Origin of the sequence: Streptomyces sp. SS1-1, assembly GCF_008973465.1 — a bacterium.
Lineage (GTDB): Bacteria > Actinomycetota > Actinomycetes > Streptomycetales > Streptomycetaceae > Streptomyces.
Genome location: NZ_WBXN01000004.1, coordinates 2,017,219 through 2,036,521 on the forward strand (window position 1 = coordinate 2,017,219; position 19,303 = coordinate 2,036,521).

At 71.2% G+C, this 19,303-nt stretch carries 16 protein-coding genes; 9 read left to right on the plus strand and 7 right to left on the minus strand.

The features are described from left to right. Nucleotides 1-2: 2 nt before the first annotated feature. The 3 genes from F8R89_RS10365 to F8R89_RS10375 form a co-directional block, all read right to left on the minus strand. On the minus strand, nt 3-914 hold the full coding sequence (locus tag F8R89_RS10365; RefSeq protein ID WP_151783699.1) for a sugar ABC transporter permease: 912 nt from the start codon (nt 912-914) through the stop codon (nt 3-5). A gap of 14 nt (nt 915-928) precedes the next feature. Then, a complete protein-coding gene (locus tag F8R89_RS10370) occupies nt 929-1,933 on the minus strand; it encodes a carbohydrate ABC transporter permease (protein ID WP_151783700.1) in 1,005 nt (334 codons plus the stop codon). Between the two features lie 110 nt (nt 1,934-2,043). Continuing rightward, nucleotides 2,044-3,315, minus strand: a complete 1,272-nt coding sequence (locus tag F8R89_RS10375; protein WP_151783701.1) for an extracellular solute-binding protein — start codon at nt 3,313-3,315, stop codon at nt 2,044-2,046. A 381-nt stretch (nt 3,316-3,696) separates the two neighbouring features. Here F8R89_RS10375 and F8R89_RS10380 point away from each other — a divergent pair, with 381 nt between their 5' ends. Together F8R89_RS10380 and F8R89_RS10385 are read left to right on the plus strand one after the other, a co-directional pair. Further along, nucleotides 3,697-4,731, plus strand: a complete 1,035-nt coding sequence (locus tag F8R89_RS10380) for a LacI family DNA-binding transcriptional regulator (RefSeq protein ID WP_264158882.1) — start codon at nt 3,697-3,699, stop codon at nt 4,729-4,731. A 117-nt stretch (nt 4,732-4,848) separates the two neighbouring features. Continuing rightward, nucleotides 4,849-5,769 carry a phosphatase PAP2 family protein gene (locus tag F8R89_RS10385; RefSeq protein WP_151783703.1) on the plus strand — a complete coding sequence of 307 codons (921 nt, stop codon included), beginning with the start codon at nt 4,849-4,851 and terminating at the stop codon, nt 5,767-5,769. An 8-nt stretch (nt 5,770-5,777) separates the two neighbouring features. Here the strand turns inward: F8R89_RS10385 and F8R89_RS10390 are convergent, their stop codons facing one another. Continuing rightward, nucleotides 5,778-8,777 (minus strand): bifunctional [glutamine synthetase] adenylyltransferase/[glutamine synthetase]-adenylyl-L-tyrosine phosphorylase, encoded by a 3,000-nt coding sequence (locus F8R89_RS10390; RefSeq protein ID WP_151783704.1) that lies wholly within the window; start codon nt 8,775-8,777, stop codon nt 5,778-5,780. 235 nt (nt 8,778-9,012) lie between these two features. On the opposite strand from F8R89_RS10390, the gene F8R89_RS10395 reads away from it, so the two are divergent. Beyond that, entirely contained in the window at nt 9,013-9,462 is a 450-nt protein-coding gene (locus F8R89_RS10395) for a VOC family protein (RefSeq protein WP_151783705.1), read from the plus strand. Nucleotides 9,463-9,807: 345 nt separating this feature from the next. On the opposite strand, the gene glnA is transcribed toward F8R89_RS10395, so the two are convergent. Beyond that, nucleotides 9,808-11,169 (minus strand): type I glutamate--ammonia ligase, encoded by a 1,362-nt coding sequence (gene glnA, locus F8R89_RS10405; RefSeq protein ID WP_055620935.1) that lies wholly within the window; start codon nt 11,167-11,169, stop codon nt 9,808-9,810. A gap of 328 nt (nt 11,170-11,497) precedes the next feature. On the opposite strand from glnA, the gene F8R89_RS10415 reads away from it, so the two are divergent. After that, on the plus strand, nt 11,498-12,691 hold the full coding sequence (locus F8R89_RS10415) for a globin domain-containing protein (protein ID WP_151783708.1): 1,194 nt from the start codon (nt 11,498-11,500) through the stop codon (nt 12,689-12,691). Nucleotides 12,692-12,703: 12 nt separating this feature from the next. Here F8R89_RS10415 and F8R89_RS10420 read toward each other — a convergent pair whose 3' ends face one another. Next, nucleotides 12,704-13,144, minus strand: coding sequence for an RrF2 family transcriptional regulator (locus F8R89_RS10420; RefSeq protein ID WP_151783709.1), 441 nt, complete (start codon nt 13,142-13,144; stop codon nt 12,704-12,706). Between the two features lie 164 nt (nt 13,145-13,308). Between F8R89_RS10420 and F8R89_RS10425 the strand changes: the two genes are divergently transcribed. Both F8R89_RS10425 and F8R89_RS10430 read left to right on the plus strand, forming a co-directional pair. Further along, nucleotides 13,309-13,971 (plus strand): DUF3105 domain-containing protein, encoded by a 663-nt coding sequence (locus F8R89_RS10425; RefSeq protein ID WP_151783710.1) that lies wholly within the window; start codon nt 13,309-13,311, stop codon nt 13,969-13,971. Between the two features lie 17 nt (nt 13,972-13,988). Further along, nucleotides 13,989-14,591, plus strand: a complete 603-nt coding sequence (locus F8R89_RS10430; protein ID WP_151783711.1) for a DUF305 domain-containing protein — start codon at nt 13,989-13,991, stop codon at nt 14,589-14,591. A gap of 80 nt (nt 14,592-14,671) precedes the next feature. On the opposite strand, the gene panB is transcribed toward F8R89_RS10430, so the two are convergent. Further along, nucleotides 14,672-15,547 (minus strand): 3-methyl-2-oxobutanoate hydroxymethyltransferase, encoded by an 876-nt coding sequence (gene panB / locus F8R89_RS10435; protein WP_086867132.1) that lies wholly within the window; start codon nt 15,545-15,547, stop codon nt 14,672-14,674. Between the two features lie 201 nt (nt 15,548-15,748). Here panB and F8R89_RS10440 point away from each other — a divergent pair, with 201 nt between their 5' ends. The 3 genes from F8R89_RS10440 to F8R89_RS10450 all read left to right on the plus strand — a co-directional run bounded on the left by F8R89_RS10440 (nt 15,749) and on the right by F8R89_RS10450 (nt 19,287). Next, nucleotides 15,749-17,332: an MFS transporter gene (locus F8R89_RS10440; protein WP_151783712.1), complete on the plus strand. Its 1,584-nt coding sequence runs from the start codon at nt 15,749-15,751 to the stop codon at nt 17,330-17,332. Between the two features lie 83 nt (nt 17,333-17,415). Further along, complete coding sequence (locus F8R89_RS10445; protein ID WP_151783713.1) at nt 17,416-18,045, plus strand: TetR/AcrR family transcriptional regulator; 630 nt, start codon at nt 17,416-17,418, stop codon at nt 18,043-18,045. Between the two features lie 189 nt (nt 18,046-18,234). Beyond that, a complete protein-coding gene (locus tag F8R89_RS10450) occupies nt 18,235-19,287 on the plus strand; it encodes an endonuclease/exonuclease/phosphatase family protein (protein WP_151783714.1) in 1,053 nt (350 codons plus the stop codon). Nucleotides 19,288-19,303 lie beyond the last annotated feature (16 nt).

A 19,303-nucleotide genomic window follows, 5' to 3' on the forward strand; every position in this document is an offset into this window, starting at 1 on the left:
GCTCAGCCCTTCGTGCCGCCGGCGGTGAGGCCGGTGACCAGGTTCTTCTGCACGAGGTAGAAGAAGAGGGAGACCGGTATCGCGATCAGCACGGCCGTGGCCGCCATGAGGTTGCGCTGGGCGTCGTGCTCGCTGACGAAGCTCTGCAGGCCGACGGCGAGCGTGTACTTCTCGTCGTCGAGCAGGAAGGTGGTCGCGAAGGCCACCTCGCCGAAGGCGGTGATGAAGCTGTAGAAGGCGGCGACCGCCAGGCCCGGCTTGGCGAGCGGCAGGATCAGCCGCGCGAAGGTGCCGAACGGGGTGAGGCCGTCGACGCGGCCGGCCTCGTCGATCTCGAACGGGATGGTGTCGAAGTAGCCCTTGAGCAGCCAGGCGCAGTACGGCACCGCGGTCGAGCAGTAGACGAGGATCAGGCCGAGGTAGGTGTCGATGAGGCCCAGCTCCGAGAGGATCTGGTACATCGGCACGATCAGGACGGCGATCGGGAACATCTGGGTGACCAGCAGGACCCACATGAACTTCCGGTAGCCGGGGAAGCGCATACGGGAGACGGCGTAGCCGGTGGTGGCGGCGATCAGCACGCCGATCACGGTGGTGCCCAGCGACACGATCAGCGAACTCTTCAGCCAGTCGAAGAAGTTCGTCTCCGTCAGGACGAACGTGTAGTTGTCGAACGTCATCTTCGACCAGATGCGTCCGGGGTGCAGATAGTCGTCCTTGTCCGGGCCGAGTGACAGGTACACCAGCCACAGGACGGGGAACAGGGCGATCAGGCTCGCGACGGTGAGCACGCCGTGCGAGGTGAGGGCGCCGACGAGGCTCGTCTCACCGCGCCGCCGGGTGCGGCGGGGCTTGTGCTGCGTGCTCTCCGGTTCGGTCGCCGCGGCGGAGGTCCGGTCCGTGGTGGTACTCATGAAGAACTCCTGCCTCAGATCGCGAGCTGCTGCTCGTTGCGGTTCAGCCAGCGGCGGTAGAACGAGGTGAAGACGATCAGGATGCCCAGCAGCAGGATGCCGTAGGCGGCGGACTGGGCGAAGTCACGCGGTTGCTGTCCGAAGCCGAGGTAGTAGGCCCAGGTGACCAGGATCTGCGCGTCGGGCGCGGTGTTGCCGAAGAGCAGGAAGATCACGGCGAACTGGTTGAAGGTCCAGATGATGCCGAGCAGGACCACGGTGGAGCTGACCGTCCGCAGGCCGGGCAGGGTGACGTACCGGAAGCGCTGCCAGGCGCTGGCGCCGTCCATCTCCGCGGCCTCGTAGAGGGAGGCGTCGATGGACTGCAGGCCGCCGAGCAGGGAGACCATCATGAAGGGGACACCGCACCAGGTGTTGACCATGATCGCCGCGAACCGCTGCCAGAAGGTGTCCTCCAGCCACAGCGGGGCCGGCAGATGCAGGCTCTCCAGCACGGAGTTGATGATGCCGCCGTCCGCGAGCATGAACCGCCAGCCGAACACGGTGACGAAGGTCGGCACGGCCCACGGCAGGACCAGGACGAGGCGGTAGAGGGTGCGGCCGCGCAGCTTCTGGTTGAGCAGCAGCGCCAGGCCGAGGCCGATCGAGTAGTGCAGGACCACACACGCGGCCGTCCACACGATCGTCCAGATGAAGTGCGACCAGAAGCGGTCGTAGGAGGTGTCGCCCCAGAGGATGTCGGCGTAGTTGTCGAAGCCGATGAACTTGTACGTCGCCTCGATCTCGTTGACGCCGATCGTGCGCGCGGTGTTGAGGCTGTTGGCGTCGGTCAGCGTGAGGTACAGACCGTAGGCCAGCGGATACAGCACGAGGATGCCGAGCACGACGATCACCGGGGCGATCATCGCGTACGCGTACCAGTGCTTCTGGTAGCTGTTCCTCAGGCGCTGCCCGAGCCCTGGCCGGGGCGCACGGTCACCGCGGCGCTTGCCGGTCGCGCGGTCGATGGCGACTGTCATGGTTCGACACCTTCTGGGAGTTCAAAAGTCCGAGGGGGCGGCCGGTGGGACGGCCGGGCGGCCGCCGGATCGCCCCGCCCCAACAGGGCGGTCCGGCGGCCACGCGGGGCTCACTTGCTGAAGTCGGGCACCAGCTTGGCGATGGCCGTCTCGGCGGAGCTCAGGCCCTTGTCCAGGGACTCCTTGCCACCCGCGATCTTGGGCAGCTCGGTGTCGAGCGGGCCCCACAGGGAGCTGTACTCCGGCAGCGCCGGGCGCGGCTGGGCGGCGGCGAGGACGCCCTGGTAGCCGGCGATGCCGGGGTCGGCCTTGACCTTGTCGGTGTACGCGTCGTCACGGGTGGGCAGCGTGCTGTTCTTCAGCGCGATGGCCTCCTGGGACTTCGCCGACGTCATGAAGTTCACGAACTTCAGCGCGGCCTTCTGGTGGGCCTCGTCGGAGCCGGCGTAGACGGACAGGTTGTGGCCGCCGGTCGGGGCGCCCGCCTTGCCGCTGGAGCCGGCCGGGACGGTGGCGATACCGAGGTTGGCCTTGTCCTTGAACGCGGAGCCCTTGTAGAAGTTCGTGATCTCCCAGGGGCCCTGGACGATCGCGGCGACCTTGCCGTTGACGAACGCGTCCTGGATGTGGGCGTACGCGTCGGCGGTCGTGTCGGCCTTGTGCAGGCCCTTGCCGTCGAAGAGGTCCAGCCAGGTGCCGTACGCCTTCTTCGCCTCCGCCGAGTTGACGGTGATCTTCTTGGCGCCGGCGTCGACGGTGTCGGTGCCCTCGCCGTAGAGGAAGGACTGGGCGTAGTAGGCCTGGGTGGAGCCCCAGTAGCCGTCGACGCCGGTCTTGCCCTTGATCGTGGCGGCGGCCTTCTTGAGGTCGTCCCAGCTCTTGGGGGCCTCGGTGATGCCGGCCTTCTCGAAGAGCTGCTTGTTGTAGACGAGCGCGAGCGTGTCCGTGACGAGCGGGACGCCGTACGTCTTGCCCTCGTACTTGGCCTGCTCCAGCAGGTTGGACTTGAACTTGTCCTGCTCCGCGAGGGCGTCCGTGCCGTCCAGCGGCAGGAAGAAGCCCTTCTTGGCGAAGGCCGGGGTCCAGCCGACCTCGGAGCGCAGGACGTCGGGGGCACCCTTGGATCCGGCGGCGGTGTCGAACTTGTTCTGCGCCTGGTCGAAGGGGACGTTGACGTACTTGACCTTGATGTCCTTGTTGGCGGCCTCGAACTCCTTGACCAAGGCCTTGTACGTCGGCGCCTCGTTGGTCGCGTTGGAGGTGTCCCACCAGGTGATGGTGACCGGACCGCTCGAGTCGCTGCCGCTGTCGTCTCCGCCGCAGGCCGTCGCCGCGAGGGCGAGGGACGCCACCAGCGCGGTGGCCGCTATGCCACGCCGCATGAGTTCTCCTTGAGGGTGAAAGCCCGTGTGATGCGGGGGCGGCCCCGTCTGCCTGCCCCTGCTGTCGTGCCGACTGCGCCTTTGCGGCCGCCGGGCGACGTGAACGTAACAGCGATGCAATCCTTGCGAAAGACCTTGCAGCAAAAAAGTGCAAGGGAACACGGAAGTTATCCCCGCGTGACCGTCGTGCGACCACTGTGAGACGCTTCCTTACTGGGGTGGAGCGGTCCGCGGTCCACTTGTGCAAGACTCTGCAAGCTCTTGCCATGACTTCCACGAGGGAGCGCGATGACGCAGCAGCCCCGCACGGGCCGGCCAACGGGTCGCCCTCGGCGTCCGATTGGTGTGCAAGGCGGCATACGACAGGTACAGTCCAGTGCCGTGACCACACGGCTTGCCGACATCGCTGCTCAGGCGGGGGTGAGCGAAGCGACCGTCAGCCGCGTCCTCAACGGGAAGCCGGGCGTCGCCGCCACCACCCGCCAGTCCGTGCTGGCCGCACTCGACGTGCTCGGCTACGAGCGTCCGGTGCGGCTGCGACAGCGCAGCGAGGGCCTCGTCGGCCTGATCACGCCCGAGCTGGAGAACCCGATATTCCCGGCGCTCGCCCAGGTCATCGGCCAGGCGCTGACCCGGCAGGGCTACACGCCCGTGCTGGCCACCCAGACGCCCGGCGGGTCCACGGAGGACGAGCTCACCGAGATGCTCGTGGACCGGGGGGTCGCGGGCATCATCTATGTCTCCGGTCTGCACGCGGACACCACCGCGGACATGCAGCGCTACGAGCGGCTGCGCGCCCAGGGCGTCCCCTTCGTCCTCGTCGACGGCTTCTCCCCCAAGGTCCAGGCGCCCTTCATCTCCCCCGACGACCGGGCGGCGATGTCGCTGGCGGTGACCCACCTCGTCTCCCTCGGGCACACCCGGATCGGCCTGGCCCTCGGCCCGAAGCGGTTCGTGCCGGTGCAGCGCAAGATCGAGGGGTTCGTGCGGACCGTCCAGGACCAGCTGAACCTGGCGCCCGACGTCGTGGAACGGGACCTGGTGCAGCACTCGCTGTACACGCTGGAGGGCGGGCAGGCCGCCGCCACCGCCCTCATCGCCCGTGACTGCACGGCCATCGTGTGCGCCAGCGACATGATGGCGCTGGGCGCGATACGGGCGGCCCGCCAGCAGGGGCTCGAGGTCCCCACCGACATCTCCGTGGTCGGCTTCGACGACTCCCCACTGATCGCCTTCACCGACCCGCCCCTCACCACGGTGCGCAAGCCGGTCCCGGCCATGGGCCAGGCCGCCGTACGCACGCTGCTCGAGGAGATCGGCGGAACCCCGGCGCCGCACAGCGAGTTCGTCTTCATGCCGGAGTTGGTCGTCCGCGGCTCGACGGCCTCCGCGCCCGGCGACCGGACGCGCCCCTAGGGGTCGCCAGGACTTACGGCCTACTCCCCCGGGAGGAGAAAAGCGGCAGAACGTGCGTCACGGACCCGACCGGAGGATGATCGGTCGGAGAGGTCTTTTCTGGCAGACTCTGTGCCTATGGGTGACGCTACGGTGACGACACGCGAAGGCCCTGAAGAAGCCGTCCCGCTCTCCGTCGCGGAGAGGACGGGACCGGGACTCCTACGACGTCTGCGCAGCCCGCGACGACCACGTCTGTGGTTCGAGATCCTGCTGATCGCGGTGAGTTACTGGACGTACTCCCTGATCCGCAACGCCGTCCCGGAGCAGCGCGCGGAGGCCCTCAGCAACGCCGACTGGCTGTGGCGGCTCGAGCACAGCCTCGGCATCGCCGTCGAGGAGTCCGTCAACCACGCGGTGAACGGCGTGACTTGGCTGATCGTCGGAATGAACTACTACTACGCCACACTGCACTTCGTGGTGACGCTCGCGGTGCTGGTCTGGCTGTTCCGCCGGCACCCCGGCCGCTACGCGGCGACCCGCCTGGTCCTCTTCGTCACCACCGGTGTGGCCCTCGTCGGTTACTACCTGTATCCGCTCGCTCCCCCGCGGCTGATGACGAACACCGGCTTCGTCGACACGGTCCTCGCCCACGACACCTGGGGCTCGATGGCCTCCGGCGACCTGAAGAACATGTCGAACCAGTACGCCGCGATGCCGTCCATGCACATCGGCTGGTCGGTGTGGAGCGGTCTGACGATCTTCATCCTGGCGAGGACCCCCTGGGTCCGGCTCCTCGGCCTGCTCTATCCGGTGGCGACCCTCGTCGTGATCGTCGCGACGGCCAACCACTTCTGGCTCGACGCGGTCGGCGGTCTGATCTGCCTGGCCTTCGGCTACACCGTGGCCCGCCTCTGGTACGGGGCGCTGCCCTACCGGCTGCCGCGGGCCGTGGGGGCCGGGAAAGCGCTGTCCCCGGGCGGGGGCGCACGGCCCGCCCCGGCGGCCACCGAGGAGGAGAACCCGCCGGTCCCGGCCCGCGCTCCCTCGGGCCCGTAGCCGCGGGCTCATCCCCCGTAGAACAGCTCGTCCACCACGCCGCGCGCCCGCCGGGCGGTACGGCGGTAGTCGTCCAGCATGTCGCCGACGTGACCGGGCTCGTACCCCAGGTACCGGCCGACCGCCGCCAGCTCGCGCGGGTCCGACGGGAAGGTGTCGCCGGCGCGTCCGCGCACCAGCATCACGGCGTTGCGGACGCGGGTCGCCAGCACCCACGCCTCGTCCAGGATCCCGGCCTCCTCCTCGCCGATGAGCCCGGCCGCGCGGGCGGCGGCCAGCGCCTCGCGAGTGCGGGTGGTGCGCAGTCCCGGCTCCTCCGCGCCGTGCCGCAGCTGGAGCAGCTGAACGGTCCACTCGACGTCCGACAGCCCGCCGGGGCCGAGCTTGGTGTGCAGCTTCGGGTCGGCGCCGCGCGGCAGGCGCTCGGACTCCATGCGCGCCTTCAGCCGCCGGATCTCCCGTACGGCCTCCTCGTCGAGCCCCCGGGCGGGGTAGCGCAGGGGGTCGATCAGCTCGATGAACCGGGCGCCCAGATCGTCGTCCCCCGCGACCGGCTCGGCCCGCAGCAGCGCCTGCGACTCCCACCCCAGCGACCAGCGCCGGTAGTAGGCGGCGTACGACTTCAGGGTGCGCACCAGCGGCCCCGACTTGCCCTCGGGGCGCAGGTCGGCGTCGATCAGCAGCGGCGGGTCGGCGCTGGGGATCTGGAGCAGCCGCCGCATCTCCGCCACCACGCGGTTGGCCGCGGCGGCGGCCTCCTGGTCGTCGACGCCGTCGCGCGGCTCGTGCACGAACAGGACGTCCGCGTCGCTGCCGTAGCCCAGCTCGTGCCCGCCGAAGCGGCCCATGCCGATGATCGCGAAGCGGGTGGGCAGGGTGTCGCCCCAGCCCTCGCGGACGACCGCGCGCAGGGTGCCGGCCAGTGTGGCCGCCGTGAGGTCGGAGACGGCGGCGCCGACCCGGTCCACGAGGGCGCCCTGGTCGGCCTCGGCCGGCGTGGTCTCGGTGCCGTAGGACGCCACGATGTCGGCGGCGGCCGTACGGAACAGCTCGCGGCGCCGGACGCCACGGGCCGCCGTGACTGCCTGGGCGGCGTTGTCGGCGCGGCGCACCGCGGCCAGGACCTCCTGCTCCAGATGGGCCCGGGGTCGTGGCTCCAGACCGGTGCCGCCGTCGCCGTCGCCGAGCAGCGCGACGGCCTCCGGTGCCCGCATCAGCAGGTCGGGGGCGAGCCGGCCCGCCGACAGGACCCGGGCGAGGTTCTCGGCGGCGGCGCCCTCGTCGCGCAGCAGCCGCAGGTACCAGGGGGTCTTGCCGAGCGCGTCGGAGACCTTGCGGAAGTTCAGCAGCCCGGAGTCCGGGTCGGCGGAGTCCGCGAACCAGCCGAGGAGGACGGGCAGCAGGGTGCGCTGGATCGCCGCCGCGCGGGTCACCCCGGAGGCCAGCGCCTCCAGGTGCCGCAGCGCCGACGCGGGGTCGGCGTAGCCGAGGGCGATGAGCCGTTCCCGGGCCGCGCCCGCGCTGAGCCGTGCCTCGCCGGGGGCGAGCTGGGCGACGGCGTCCAGCAGCGGCCGGTAGAACAGCTTCTCGTGCAGCCGCCGTACGACGCTGCTGTGCCGTTTCCACTCGCGGGTCAGCTCGGCGACCGGGTCGACGCGCAGACCCAGGGAGCGGCCGATGCGGCGCAGGTCGGCGTCGTCCTCGGGGACCAGGTGGGTGCGGCGCAGCCGGTGCAGCTGGATGCGGTGCTCCATGGAGCGCAGGAAGCGGTAGGCGGCGTCGAGCTGGGCGGCGTCGGCCCGGCCGACGTACCCGCCGGCGGCGAGGGCCTGGAGGGCGTCCAGGGTGGTGCCGCTGCGCAGGGCGGCGTCGTCGCGGCCGTGCACCAGCTGGAGCAGCTGCACGGCGAACTCGACGTCCCGCAGGCCGCCGGGGCCGAGCTTGAGCTGGCGGTCCACCTCGGACACCGGGATGTTCTCGATGACGCGGCGGCGCATCTGCTGCACGTCCGCGACGAAGTTGTCGCGCTCGGCGGCCTTCCAGACCAGGGGCCGCAGCGCGGCGACGTACTCGGCGCCCAGCTCCAGGTCGCCCGCGACCGGGCGGGCCTTGAGCAGGGCCTGGAACTCCCAGGTCTTGGCCCAGCGCTGGTAGTAGGCGAGGTGGCTGCTGAGGGTGCGCACCAGGGGGCCGTTGCGGCCCTCGGGACGCAGGTTGGCGTCGACGGGCCAGATGGAGCCCTCGACGGTGGTCTCGGAGCAGATCCGCATCATGTGCGAGGCGAGCCGGGTGGCGGCCTGCAGGGCCTTGCCCTCGTCGGCGCCGTCGGCGCTCTCGCCGACGAAGATGACGTCGACGTCGGAGACGTAGTTGAGCTCGTGGCCGCCGCACTTCCCCATCGCGATCACCGCGAGCCGGCACTGCTCGGCGTCCCGCGGGGCGTCGGCGGTGGCGAGGGCGAGGGCGGCGCGCAGGGTGGCGGTGGCGAGGTCGGCGAGCTCGGCGGCCGTCTGGGCGAGGTCGGTGGTGCCGCACACGTCGCGGGCGGCGATGGAGAGCAGGCAGCGCCGGTAGGCGACGCGCAGGGCGACGGGGTCGCCGGCCTCGGCGAGGGCCCGCTCGAACTCCTCCACCTCGGGGTGCAGGTCGCGCGGCTCGTAGGTGACCAGGACCTGCCAGTCGCCGGGGTGCCGGGCGAGGTGGTCGGCGAGGGCGGCGGAGGCGCCGAGCACACCGAGCAGCCGGTCGCGCAGCGGCTTGGCCGCTATCAGGGTGTCCAGCAGCTCGCGCCGGTCGGCGGGGGTGGGCTGGGCCTCGGTGAGGCGGACGAGGCCGTTCAGCGCGAGGTCGGGGTCGGCGGTGGCGCCCAGGGCCTCCAGGAGGACCGGGTCGTTCCTGAGGGGGGTGAGGTCGGGGCTGTCCAGGAGGCGTTCGGCGGCCGACGGGTCGGTGAAACCGTGCCGCAGCAGCCGAGTGAACGTACTGCTCCTGCGTCCCGGCGCCGTCATGCTCGCCCTCCCGTTCCGATCAGGGGTGTACGCGTTCCTGGTGGTACCCGATCAAGGTCGTACGCGATCGAGCCTAGCCGCAGTCCCGGCGGTCGGCGCCGACGCGTCCGGCGCGGTGGCCGGCGGGCGGGTGTGCCCGTTCCGGGCGTTTCGGTGGCGCCCCGTACCGATTTCGGCTTCGGTAAGGGTGAGCCGTTCAGGCGGACCGAGCCACCGTCGACCCTGGAGACCGCTGATGGACTTCACCCTCGAAGTGATCCCGCTGCCCGTGAGCGACATCGACCGGGCCCGTGACTTCTACCGCGACAAGGTCGGCTTCCACGTCGACATCGACCAGGAGGTCATGCCGGGCATGCGCATCGTCCAGCTGACCCCGCCGGGGTCGGGCTGCTCGATCGCCCTGGGCGACAGCATCTGGGACCTGACCAAGGGCGAGACCGTCCCCCAGCCCGGCTCCTACCAGGGCCTCCAGCTCTGCGTGGCCGACATCAAGGCGGCGTACGCGGAGCTGCGCGACCGGGGCCTGGAGGTGTCGGAGCCGGTGCAGTACTCCCCCGACGACGGCGCCACCTTCATGTACTTCAAGGACCCCGACGGCAACGGCTGGTCGATCCAGGAGTACCGCCGCCGCGCGGCCCAGCCGCTGCACGCGGTGCTGTCGGAGCAGGCTGCGGAGTCGGAGTAGCACGCGGGGGCCGGCGGTCCGCGATCGCCGGCCCCCCGGGCCCGCCCGGCCGGCCTCGGCCCTCACCACCCGGCGGTGGCCGGGCTCAGGTCGTGTCCGCAAAGTCCCGTTGTTCGCCCGTAGGGCGGGCCGGCGTGCGGATCATGATCGCGGATGACGAGGCGGCCGTCCGTGACTCCCTGGAGCGGGTGCTCCAGGTCGAGGCTGCGCGGAGCGCTGCGCTTGCGCGAGGAAGCAACGGAGCGGGTGCGGTACACGGCGACGGCCCGCAGACGGTCCGGGCCGACGGTTACGGACCGCCGGCCCCACTCGCCGGATCACTGAGACCCCGCTCCTGACCCGCCCCTACAGCACCGGCAGGTTCTTCCGCAGTTCGAAGGCCGTGACCTCGCTGCGGTACTCCTCCCACTCGCTCTTCTTGTTGCGCAGGAAGAAGTCGAAGACGTGCTCGCCGAGGGTCTCGGCGACCAGGTCGCTGTTCTCCATGAGGGTCAGGGCCTCGCCGAGGTTCTGCGGGAGGGGCTCGATGCCCATCGCGCGGCGTTCGGCGTTGGAGAGGGCCCACACGTCGTCCTCGGCGCCGGGCGGGAGTTCGTAGCCCTCCTCGATGCCCTTGAGGCCGGCGGCGAGCAGGACCGCGTAGGCGAGGTACGGGTTGGTGCCGGCGTCCAGGGAGCGGACCTCGACGCGGGCCGAGCCGGTCTTGCCGGGCTTGTACATCGGGACGCGGACCAGGGCCGAGCGGTTGTTGTGACCCCAGCAGATGTAGGAGGGGGCCTCGCCGCCGGCGCCCGCGGTGCGCTCGGAGCCGCCCCAGATGCGCTTGTAGGAGTTCACCCACTGGTTGGTGACCGCGGAGATCTCGGCGGCGTGGCGGAGCAGGCCCGCGATGAAGGAGCGGCCCACCTTCGAGAGCTGGTACTCGGCGCCGGACTCGTAGAACGCGTTGCGGTCGCCCTCGAAGAGCGACAGGTGGGTGTGCATGCCGCTGCCTGGGTGCTCGGAGAACGGCTTGGGCATGAACGTCGCCTGGACGCCCTGCTCCAGCGCCACCTGCTTCATGACCAGCCGGAACGTCATGATGTTGTCGGCCGTGGAGAGCGCGTCGGCGTAGCGGAGGTCGATCTCCTGCTGGCCGGGGGCGCCCTCGTGGTGGGAGAACTCGACCGAGATGCCCATGGACTCCAGCATGGTGATCGCCTGGCGGCGGAAGTCCATGCCGATGTTCTGCGGGGTGTGGTCGAAGTAGCCGGAGTTGTCGGCCGGGGTGGGGCGGGTGCCGTCGACCGGCTTGTCCTTCAGCAGGAAGAACTCGATCTCCGGGTGCGTGTAGAACGTGAAGCCCAGGTCGGAGGTGCGGGCGAGGGCGCGCTTGAGGACGTAGCGCGGGTCCGCGAAGGACGGGGAGCCGTCGGGCATGAGGATGTCGCAGAACATCCGGGCCGTGCCGGGCGCCTCGGCGCGCCAGGGGAGGATCTGGAATGTCGACGGGTCCGGCTTGGCGATCATGTCGGACTCGTAGACGCGGGCGAAGCCCTCGATCGCGGAGCCGTCGAAGCCGATGCCCTCGTCGAAGGCCTGCTCCAGCTCGGCGGGGGCCACGGCCACGGACTTGAGGAAGCCCAGCACGTCCGTGAACCACAGCCGTACGAACCGGATGTCGCGCTCCTCCAACGTCCGGAGCACGAACTCCTGCTGCTTGTCCATCTTCCGCTTCCCCATCCTTGCTGGTCAGGCCGCCTGTCCCCGGTGCTGCGGGAGGCGGTCGGGCACCTGAGCATCCCACCACACCACCGTTTCCGGCGCGTTGCGGACCTTGATCGCGAATCGACCCCGGCCGAACGCCCGACGGCCGGCGGGGGTGCCGCCGCGGTGCCGGGTGAACCGCTCTTCCGCCCATAGTGCCTGCTCGGCCCGACATCCGTAACGGCCGCCCCCGTCGGACCGACCCCGCTTTAATTTGCATCTCGGATGCAAGTTTTAATGGGGGCGGGCGGTCACCCCCGCACCGCCCGGTCGAGCCTGAGGAGACCCGATGCTGTCCGAGCAGTCCGCCGCCACCGTGCGCGCCACCCTCCCCGTCGTCGGCGGGGCCATCGGTGAGATCACCGAGCGCTTCTACGCCCGCCTCTTCGCCGCCCGTCCCGAGCTGCTGCGCGACCTGTTCAACCGCGGCAACCAGGCGGCCGGCACCCAGCGCCAGGCCCTGGCGGGGTCGATCGCCGCGTTCGCGACGCACCTGGTCGCCCACCCCGACGAGCGGCCGGACGCGATGCTGAGCCGGATCGCGCACAAGCACGCCTCCCTGGGCGTGACTCCCGAGCAGTACGCGCTCGTCCACGAGCACCTGTTCGCCGCGATCGCCGAGGTGCTCGGGGAGGCCGCCACCCCCGAGGTCGCGGCCGCCTGGGACGAGGTGTACTGGCTGATGGCGAACGCCCTGACCGCGATCGAGAAGCGGCTGTACGAGGAGAGCGGCGAGGCCGGCCTGCGGCCCTGGGAGGTCGTGGAGCGCGTCGAGGAGACGGAGGACGTGGCCACGTTCCGGGTGCGCCCGGCCGACGGCGGGCCCGTGCCGGACTTCCGGGCCGGCCAGTACGTCTCCGTCCAGGTGGAGCTGGCGGACGGGGCCCGGCAGATCCGCCAGTACAGCCTCTCGGCGGCTCCCGGCTCACCGCTGCGCCAGTTCAGCGTCAAGCGCGTGCGCGGCGAGGCCGGACCGGACGGCGAGGTCTCGGGGCACCTGCACGCGCATGTGCGGCCCGGCGACCGGCTGCGCCTCTCGGCGCCGTACGGCGATCTCGTGCTGGCCGGCACGGACGCTCCGCTGCTGCTGGTCTCCGCCGGCATCGGGGTGACCCCGATCGTCGCGATACTCGGTGAGCTCGTGGACGCCGGTCACCAGGGCCCGGTGCTGGTCGTGCACGGCGACCGCTCCCCCGCCGGGCACGCCCTGCGCGCCGACCACGAGCAGTACGCCGGGAAGCTGGCGGACGCCACGGTCCGCTTCTTCTACGAGACCGGCGCCGACCCCGCCGAGGCGTCCCACCGCACGGGCCTGGTCGACCTGACGGACGTGGACGTCCCCGAGGGAACGCACGCCTACCTGTGCGGTCCGCTGCCTTTCATGCGGGCCGTACGGGCGCAGCTCCTCGCCAAGGGCGTGGCGGCGGCGGACATCCACTACGAGGTGTTCGGGCCCGACCTGTGGCTGGTGCAGGCGGGCTGAGCCAAGCGGCTGTCAGAGGGGCCGGCCGACGCCGATCTGGAGCAGCAGCGGGCCGGTGGGGTCCGCCGTGACGTCGGCGAGGGTGAGCGGGTCCAGCGAGGCGTAGAACGCCTCCTGGGCCCGCCGCAGCGCCCCGCGCAGCCGGCATCCGGGGCTGAGCGGGCAGGGGTTCTCGCCCTCGCACTCCACGACGTCGCCGTCGCCCTCGAAGGCGCGGACGACCGCGCCGACGGACGCGGTGCGGCCCCGCTCGCTGAGGGTGAGCCCGCCGCCGCGCCCCCGGCGGGCGACGACCAGGCCCTGGTGCTGGAGCTCGGCGACCACCTTGGCTGCGTGCGTGTAGGGCACCTCCATGTCGGCCGCGACCTCGCGGGTCGTCGGCGTGGCGTCCCCGAGGACGGCGAGCCGCATCAGCAGGCGCAGGGCCAGATCGGTGGAGCGCAACAGCCGCATGCCGGCCAGCGTAATAATGCGCATCGCCCATTCCAAATATCCGGCGGAACCGCGACGCCCGTCCCCGTGATCCGGCCGTTGTCGTCACCTCCCTACGAGAGGTCACCCCTTCCCCATTACGATCAGCGGACCCGACCGCCCCTTTCGCCGAAGGACATGACCTCATGGGCTCCGCCAAGAACAGGAACAGCGCCGAGCGCAAGGCGCGGATAGAGGAGATGCGGCGGGCCGAGCGGGCCCGCGAGCGCCGCGGCCGTGTCATCACGATCAGCGTCTCCGCGGTGATCGTCGCCGCGCTGGTCGTCGGCGGGGTCGTCCTCGTCCGCTCCCAGGGCGGCGACGACGAGGCCGCGAAGCCCGACAAGACCTCCGGGAAGTTCGTCGCCGGCGACGACGGCGTGAACACCTGGAAGGGCAAGCTGGCCAGCACGCACGTCGAGACGAGCGTGAAGTACCCGATGGAGCCCCCGGTCGGCGGCAACCACCATCGCGCCTGGATGAACTGCAACGGCGACGTCTACACCAAGGAGCTGCGGCGGGAGAACGCCGTGCACTCGCTGGAGCACGGCGCGGTGTGGGTGACGTACACGTCGAAGGCGGCGAAGTCCGACGTGGACGCGCTGGCGGCGAAGGTGAAGCAGACGCCGTACACGCTGATGAGCCCGGACGAGAAGCAGAAGGACCCGATCATGCTGAGCGCGTGGGGGCACCAGCGCACGGTGAAGAGCGCGGACGACCCGGACGTCGGGAAGTTCTTCGAGACCTACGTCCAGGGCAAGCAGACGCCCGAGCCGGGCGCGGCCTGCACGGGCGGTCTGCCGGAGTGAGGCCGCACATCGGCTGGATGGCGGGGACCGCGGCGGCCGTCCTCGTCGCCGCCGGCGCGCTCACGTACGCGGCCGCCGGGGACGGCTCCGGGGACACCGTCCCGGACGCGGGCTCGGCGGACGCCGGGTTCGCGCGGGACATGGCCGTGCACCACCAGCAGGCCGTCGAGATGGCGTACATCGTGCGCGACCGCACGGACGACGAGGACGTGCGCCGGCTCGCGTACGACATCGCGCAGACGCAGGCCAACCAGCGCGGCATGCTGATGGGCTGGCTGGACCTGTGGGAGCTGCCGAAGGTGTCGGCGGACCCCCCGATGACCTGGATGGGCATGGGCGACGCGCCCTCCGCCGGGGAGGGCTCGTTGATGCCGGGCATGGCGACGAACGCGGAGATGAAGAAGCTCGGCACGCTGAACGGCAAGCAGGCGGAGGTGTTCTTCCTGCAGTTGATGACCGCCCATCACAAGGGCGGCATCCACATGGCCGAGGGCTGTCTGGACAAGTGCGCGGTCGGCGTGGAGAAGAGGCTGGCGCGGACCATGGTCAACGGGCAGCAGGCGGAGATCGACCTGATGGCCGACATGCTGCGCGAACGGGGCGCGAAGCCCCGGCCCTGAGGGTCCGGGCACGGAGAGCGCCCCGCCGACGGGGGAAGATCGGCGGGGCGCTGGTGCCGCAGTGGTTCGGGGGCGGGCCGTCAGTGGACGGAGTGCGCCTCGCTCGGGAAGGTCCCGCCGACGACGTCCTCGGCGAACGCCTTGGCAGCGTCGCCCATGACCCGGCGCAGGTCGGCGTACTGCTGGACGAACTTCGGTACGCGGCCGCCGGTCAGGCCCATCATGTCGGTCCACACGAGGACCTGGGCGTCGGTCTCGGGGCCGGCGCCGATGCCGACGGTCGGGATGTGCAGGACGCGGGTGACCTCGGCGGCCAGCTCGGCCGGCACCAGCTCCAGGACGACCGCGAAGGCGCCGGCGTCCTGGACGGCCTTGGCGTCCCGCAGGAGCTGCGCGGCGGCCTCCTCGCCGCGGCCCTGGACGCGGTAGCCCATGGCGTTGACGGACTGCGGGGTCAGGCCGATGTGCGCCATCACGGGGATGCCGGACTCGACGAGCAGCTCGATCTGGCGGTGCGAGCGCTCGCCGCCCTCCAGCTTGACCGCGCCGACGCCGGCCTCCTTGACCAGCCGGGTCGCCGAGCGCAGCGCCTGCACCGGGCCCTCCTGGTAGGAGCCGAAGGGCAGGTCGCCGACGATCAGGGCGCGCGAGGTGCCCCGGACGACGGCCGCCGACAGCATGGTCATCTCGTCGAGGGTGACGGGCACGGTGGTCTCGTAGCCGAGGTGGCAGTTGCCCGCGGAGTCGCCGACGAGCATCACCGGGATGCCGGCCTCGTCGAACACGGACGCGGTCATCGCGTCGTACGCGGTGAGCATGGGCCACTTCTCGCCGCGCTCCTTGGCGAGGGCGATGTCGCGGACGGTGATGCGGCGGGTGCTCTTGCCTCCGTACAGCGCCTTCCCGGCGTCGGAGGGCTTCGCCTGAGGCGTCTGGGCAGCCGAGAGCTGCGTCATGGCAACGGCTCCTTCATGTCATCTCGAGGCGCCCTGACGGCGTCCCCGGATCAGGTCCATGGTGGCACTTCGTGCCGGGCGGGGCCAGACCGCGGTATGTGAGTTCCGCCCTGTGCCCGTGGCCGTTTCGTGACGTAAGGTTCCGGTAAGAACTTACGATACGAGACGGACCCGTATCGTTAAGACGGTACGGTCGGCACCATGACTTCTCCCGCCCCAGCCACCCGCATACCGGAGGCGGTGCACCGGCGCCGCTGGGCGATCCTCGGTGTGCTGATGCTCAGCCTCCTGATCGTCGTGCTGGACAACTCCATCCTCAACGTCGCCATCAAGACCATCTCGACGCCCGCGCCGACCGGCCTCGGCGCCACGCAGAGCGAGCTGGAGTGGGCGATCAACGCCTACACGCTCGTCTTCGCCGGGCTGCTGTTCAGCGCGGGCATCCTCGGGGACCGGCTCGGCCGCAAGAAGGTGCTGCTCGGCGGGCTCGCCGTGTTCGGCATCGGCTCGGCGCTCGCCGCGTTCTCCGGCTCGCCGGGCGAGCTGATCGCCTTCCGCGCCGTCATGGGCCTCGGCGCCGCGTTCGTCATGCCGGCCACGCTCGCGGTCCTGATGAACGTCTTCGAGCGGGACGAGCAGCCCAAGGCCATCGGCATCTGGGCCGGCGGCGTCGGCCTCGCCATCGCCATCGGGCCGATCACCGGCGGACTGCTCCTCGACCACTTCTGGTGGGGCTCGGTCTTCCTGATCAACGTGCCGATCGTGCTGCTCGCGCTCGCGCTGATGCTGTGGCTCGTCCCGGACTCGCGCGACCCGCGGCCCGGCCGCATCGACCCCATCGGTGTGGTGCTCTCCGTGGTCGGCCTGGTCCTGCTGGTCTACGGCATCATCAAGGGCGGCCAGCTCGCCGACTTCACCGACCCGGCGGTCCTGGCGACGATCGGCGCCGGCCTCGTGGTGCTCGCCGCGTTCGTGATCTTCGAGAAGCGCAGCGACCACCCGTCGATCGACATCGGGTACTTCCGCAACAAGGTCTTCTCGGCCGCGATCGGCGTCATCGCGCTGGTCTTCTTCGCCCTCATGGGCGTGACGTTCTTCTCCGTCTTCTACACCCAGAGCGTGCGCGGCTACTCGCCGCTGGAGACCGGTCTGCTGATGCTGCCGCTCGCCGCCGCGCAGATGATCTTCGCCCCGCGGGCCCGGCTCCTCGTCGACCGGTTCGGCAACCGGGCCACCACCACCGGCGCCATGGTCCTCATCGCCGCCACGCTGGCCTCCTTCGCCACGTTCGAGGCGGACACCCCGATCTGGATCCTGGAGGTCATCTTCTTCCTGATGGGTGCCGCGATGGCGCACATCATGACGCCCATCAGCGTCGTCATCATGCAGGCCCTGCCGCGCGAGAAGGCCGGTTCCGCCTCGGCGCTCAGCAACACGTTCCGGCAGGTCGGCGGCGCCCTCGGCATCGCCGTGCTCGGCTCGGTGCTCTCCACCGCCTACCGGGGCGGCGTCGAGGACAAGCTCACCGCGCTCCCCGAGGGCGTACGGCACACCGCCGGCGAGTCCATCGAGGCCACCCTCGGGGTCGCCGAGAAGCTCGGCCCGCGCGGGGAGGCCCTCGTCGGCCCGGCCCACGACGCGTTCCTGCACGCCATGCACGTCACCGCCCTGTGGGGAGCGGGCATCGCCGTGCTCGGCGCGGTCGTCGTGGCCCTGTTCCTGCCCGGACGGACCGCCGGCCCGCGCGAGGGCGAGGAGGAGAAGGAGCTCGTGGCGTCCGAATAGCGCGCACACGCGGACGCCGTCGTTCCGGCGGCGTCCGCACCGGGGGGAGAATCGGCACAGCGCCCACGGAAAGGAGCGACCCAGTGAGCCTCGCCGACAGTCGTCCCCGGCAGGACGGCCCCACCCGGGGCCGGCCGCGCAGCGAGGCCGTGGAGCGGGCCATCACCGAGGGCGTGCTGAAGCTCCTGGAGGACGGCGTTCCCCTCGCGGAGCTGTCCATCGAGCGGATCGCGCGCACCGCCGGCGTCGGCAAGGCCGCCATCTACCGGCGCTGGAGCGGCAAGGAGGAGCTGTTCGTCGACATCGTGCGGGCCGCCGAGCCGCCGGACCCCGAACTGCCCGGCACCTCCGTGCGCGACGACGTGGTGGCCCTGCTCGAACAGACCCGGCAGCGCGGCCTGATGACCCGCTCGTCGGTGCTGCTGCACAACGTCATCGCCCAGATGAAGAGCAGCCCGAAGATCTGGCACGCCTACCAGGCGAACGTCATCGAGCCGCGCCGCCGCAGGCAGCACGCGATCCTGCGGCGCGGCCAGGAGACCGGCGAGCTGCGCGCCGACCTCGGGATCGACGTGATGAACGACATGGTGTTCGGCCCGATGCTGGTGCGGGCCGTGATGCGCCCGGACGCCGACCTCCCCGAGGGCCTCGCCGAACAGATGGCCGACGCCGCGCTCAACGGCCTACGGCCCGTCAACCCGCCCGTCGCATAAGCGCGTATGCGCGTTCCGTCACAGAACGCGCATTCCTCCCGGCGAAGCGGAACTGCCCGGGCCCGCTTCCACGTCCTCGCCCCCGTACGGCCGTCTTCAGGACGGCGGGAACGGAGCCGATCATCCCCTAGGGTTTTCTCTGGGCGCGGGGGGACGACGGTGTTGCACGGCAGGTAGTGAGGCGACGGTATGGCGCAACAGGCGTACGTGACGGAGACGGACAACGGCGGCCCGGGGCCCGAACGCCGCAGGCCCGCGCTCCGGCGTCTGACGCACCGCGTGGCCTCCGGCTGGTGGCGCGACCCGGGCGTCTGGCGCCGCGGGCTGGTGCCGGCCGTCTTCGCGCTCGCGCTGGCCCTGGTCATGGTGCTGCACGCGCAGATCCCCAACGCGATCGGGAACCTCGGCAGTCTCACCGAGACGTTCCTGCCCTGGCTCGGCGTGTTCGTCCCGCTGCTGCTCGTGCTGGGCGTCGTGCGCCGGTCGGCGACCGCGCTGATCGCCGTGCTGGTCCCGTCGGTCGTCTGGCTGAACCTCTTCGGCGGCCAGCTCACCGACAAGACCGGCGCCGGCGGCGATCTGACGGTCGCCACGCACAACGTCAACGCCGAGAACCCCGACCCGTCCGGCACCGCCCGGGACGTCGCCGCGTCCGGCGCCGACGTGGTCGCCCTGGAGGAGCTGACGGCCTCGGCGGTGCCGACGTACGAGAAGGCGCTCGCCACGACGTACCGGTACCACTCGGTGCAGGGCACGGTCGGGCTGTGGAGCCGGTACCCGCTGAGCGGGGTGCGGCCGGTCGACATCCAGCTGGGCTGGACCCGGGCCATGCGCGGGGTGGTGGACACGCCGTCCGGCGAGGTCGCCGTGTACGTCGCCCATCTGCCGTCGGTGCGCGTGAAGATGGAGGCCGGGTTCACCGCCCGGCAGCGCGACAAGAGCGCCGACGCGCTGGGCGAGGCCATCGCCGGCGAGCGGCTCGACAGGATCGTCCTGCTCGGCGATCTGAACGGCACGATGAACGACCGCGCGCTCAACGCGGTCACCGCCCAGATGCGCTCCACGCAGGGCGCGTCCGGCACCGGGATGGGGTTCAGCTGGCCGGCCCGGTTCCCGATGGCCCGGATCGACCAGATCATGGTCAAGGGCGTCGAGCCGTCGAGCTCGTGGACGCTGCCCAGGACGGGGAGCGACCACCTGCCGGTCGCGGCGCGCGTCGAGGTCGGCGCGCCGGTCTCCTGAGCGGGGCCGGGGCCGC

Coding starts and splice junctions, on each gene's coding strand:
- F8R89_RS10370 (WP_151783700.1), bottom strand. CDS start 1,933: ATGACAGTCGCCATCGACCGCGCGACCGGCAAGCGCCGCGGTGACCGT.
- glnA (WP_055620935.1), bottom strand. CDS start 11,169: ATGGACAAGCAGCAGGAGTTCGTGCTCCGGACGTTGGAGGAGCGCGAC.
- F8R89_RS10395 (WP_151783705.1), top strand. CDS start 9,013: ATGGACTTCACCCTCGAAGTGATCCCGCTGCCCGTGAGCGACATCGAC.
- F8R89_RS10425 (WP_151783710.1), top strand. CDS start 13,309: ATGGGCTCCGCCAAGAACAGGAACAGCGCCGAGCGCAAGGCGCGGATA.
- F8R89_RS10365 (WP_151783699.1), bottom strand. CDS start 914: ATGAGTACCACCACGGACCGGACCTCCGCCGCGGCGACCGAACCGGAG.
- F8R89_RS10430 (WP_151783711.1), top strand. CDS start 13,989: ATGGCGGGGACCGCGGCGGCCGTCCTCGTCGCCGCCGGCGCGCTCACG.
- F8R89_RS10385 (WP_151783703.1), top strand. CDS start 4,849: ATGGGTGACGCTACGGTGACGACACGCGAAGGCCCTGAAGAAGCCGTC.
- F8R89_RS10420 (WP_151783709.1), bottom strand. CDS start 13,144: ATGCGGCTGTTGCGCTCCACCGATCTGGCCCTGCGCCTGCTGATGCGG.
- F8R89_RS10450 (WP_151783714.1), top strand. CDS start 18,235: ATGGCGCAACAGGCGTACGTGACGGAGACGGACAACGGCGGCCCGGGG.
- F8R89_RS10415 (WP_151783708.1), top strand. CDS start 11,498: ATGCTGTCCGAGCAGTCCGCCGCCACCGTGCGCGCCACCCTCCCCGTC.
- panB (WP_086867132.1), bottom strand. CDS start 15,547: ATGACGCAGCTCTCGGCTGCCCAGACGCCTCAGGCGAAGCCCTCCGAC.
- F8R89_RS10440 (WP_151783712.1), top strand. CDS start 15,749: ATGACTTCTCCCGCCCCAGCCACCCGCATACCGGAGGCGGTGCACCGG.
- F8R89_RS10390 (WP_151783704.1), bottom strand. CDS start 8,777: ATGACGGCGCCGGGACGCAGGAGCAGTACGTTCACTCGGCTGCTGCGG.
- F8R89_RS10375 (WP_151783701.1), bottom strand. CDS start 3,315: ATGCGGCGTGGCATAGCGGCCACCGCGCTGGTGGCGTCCCTCGCCCTC.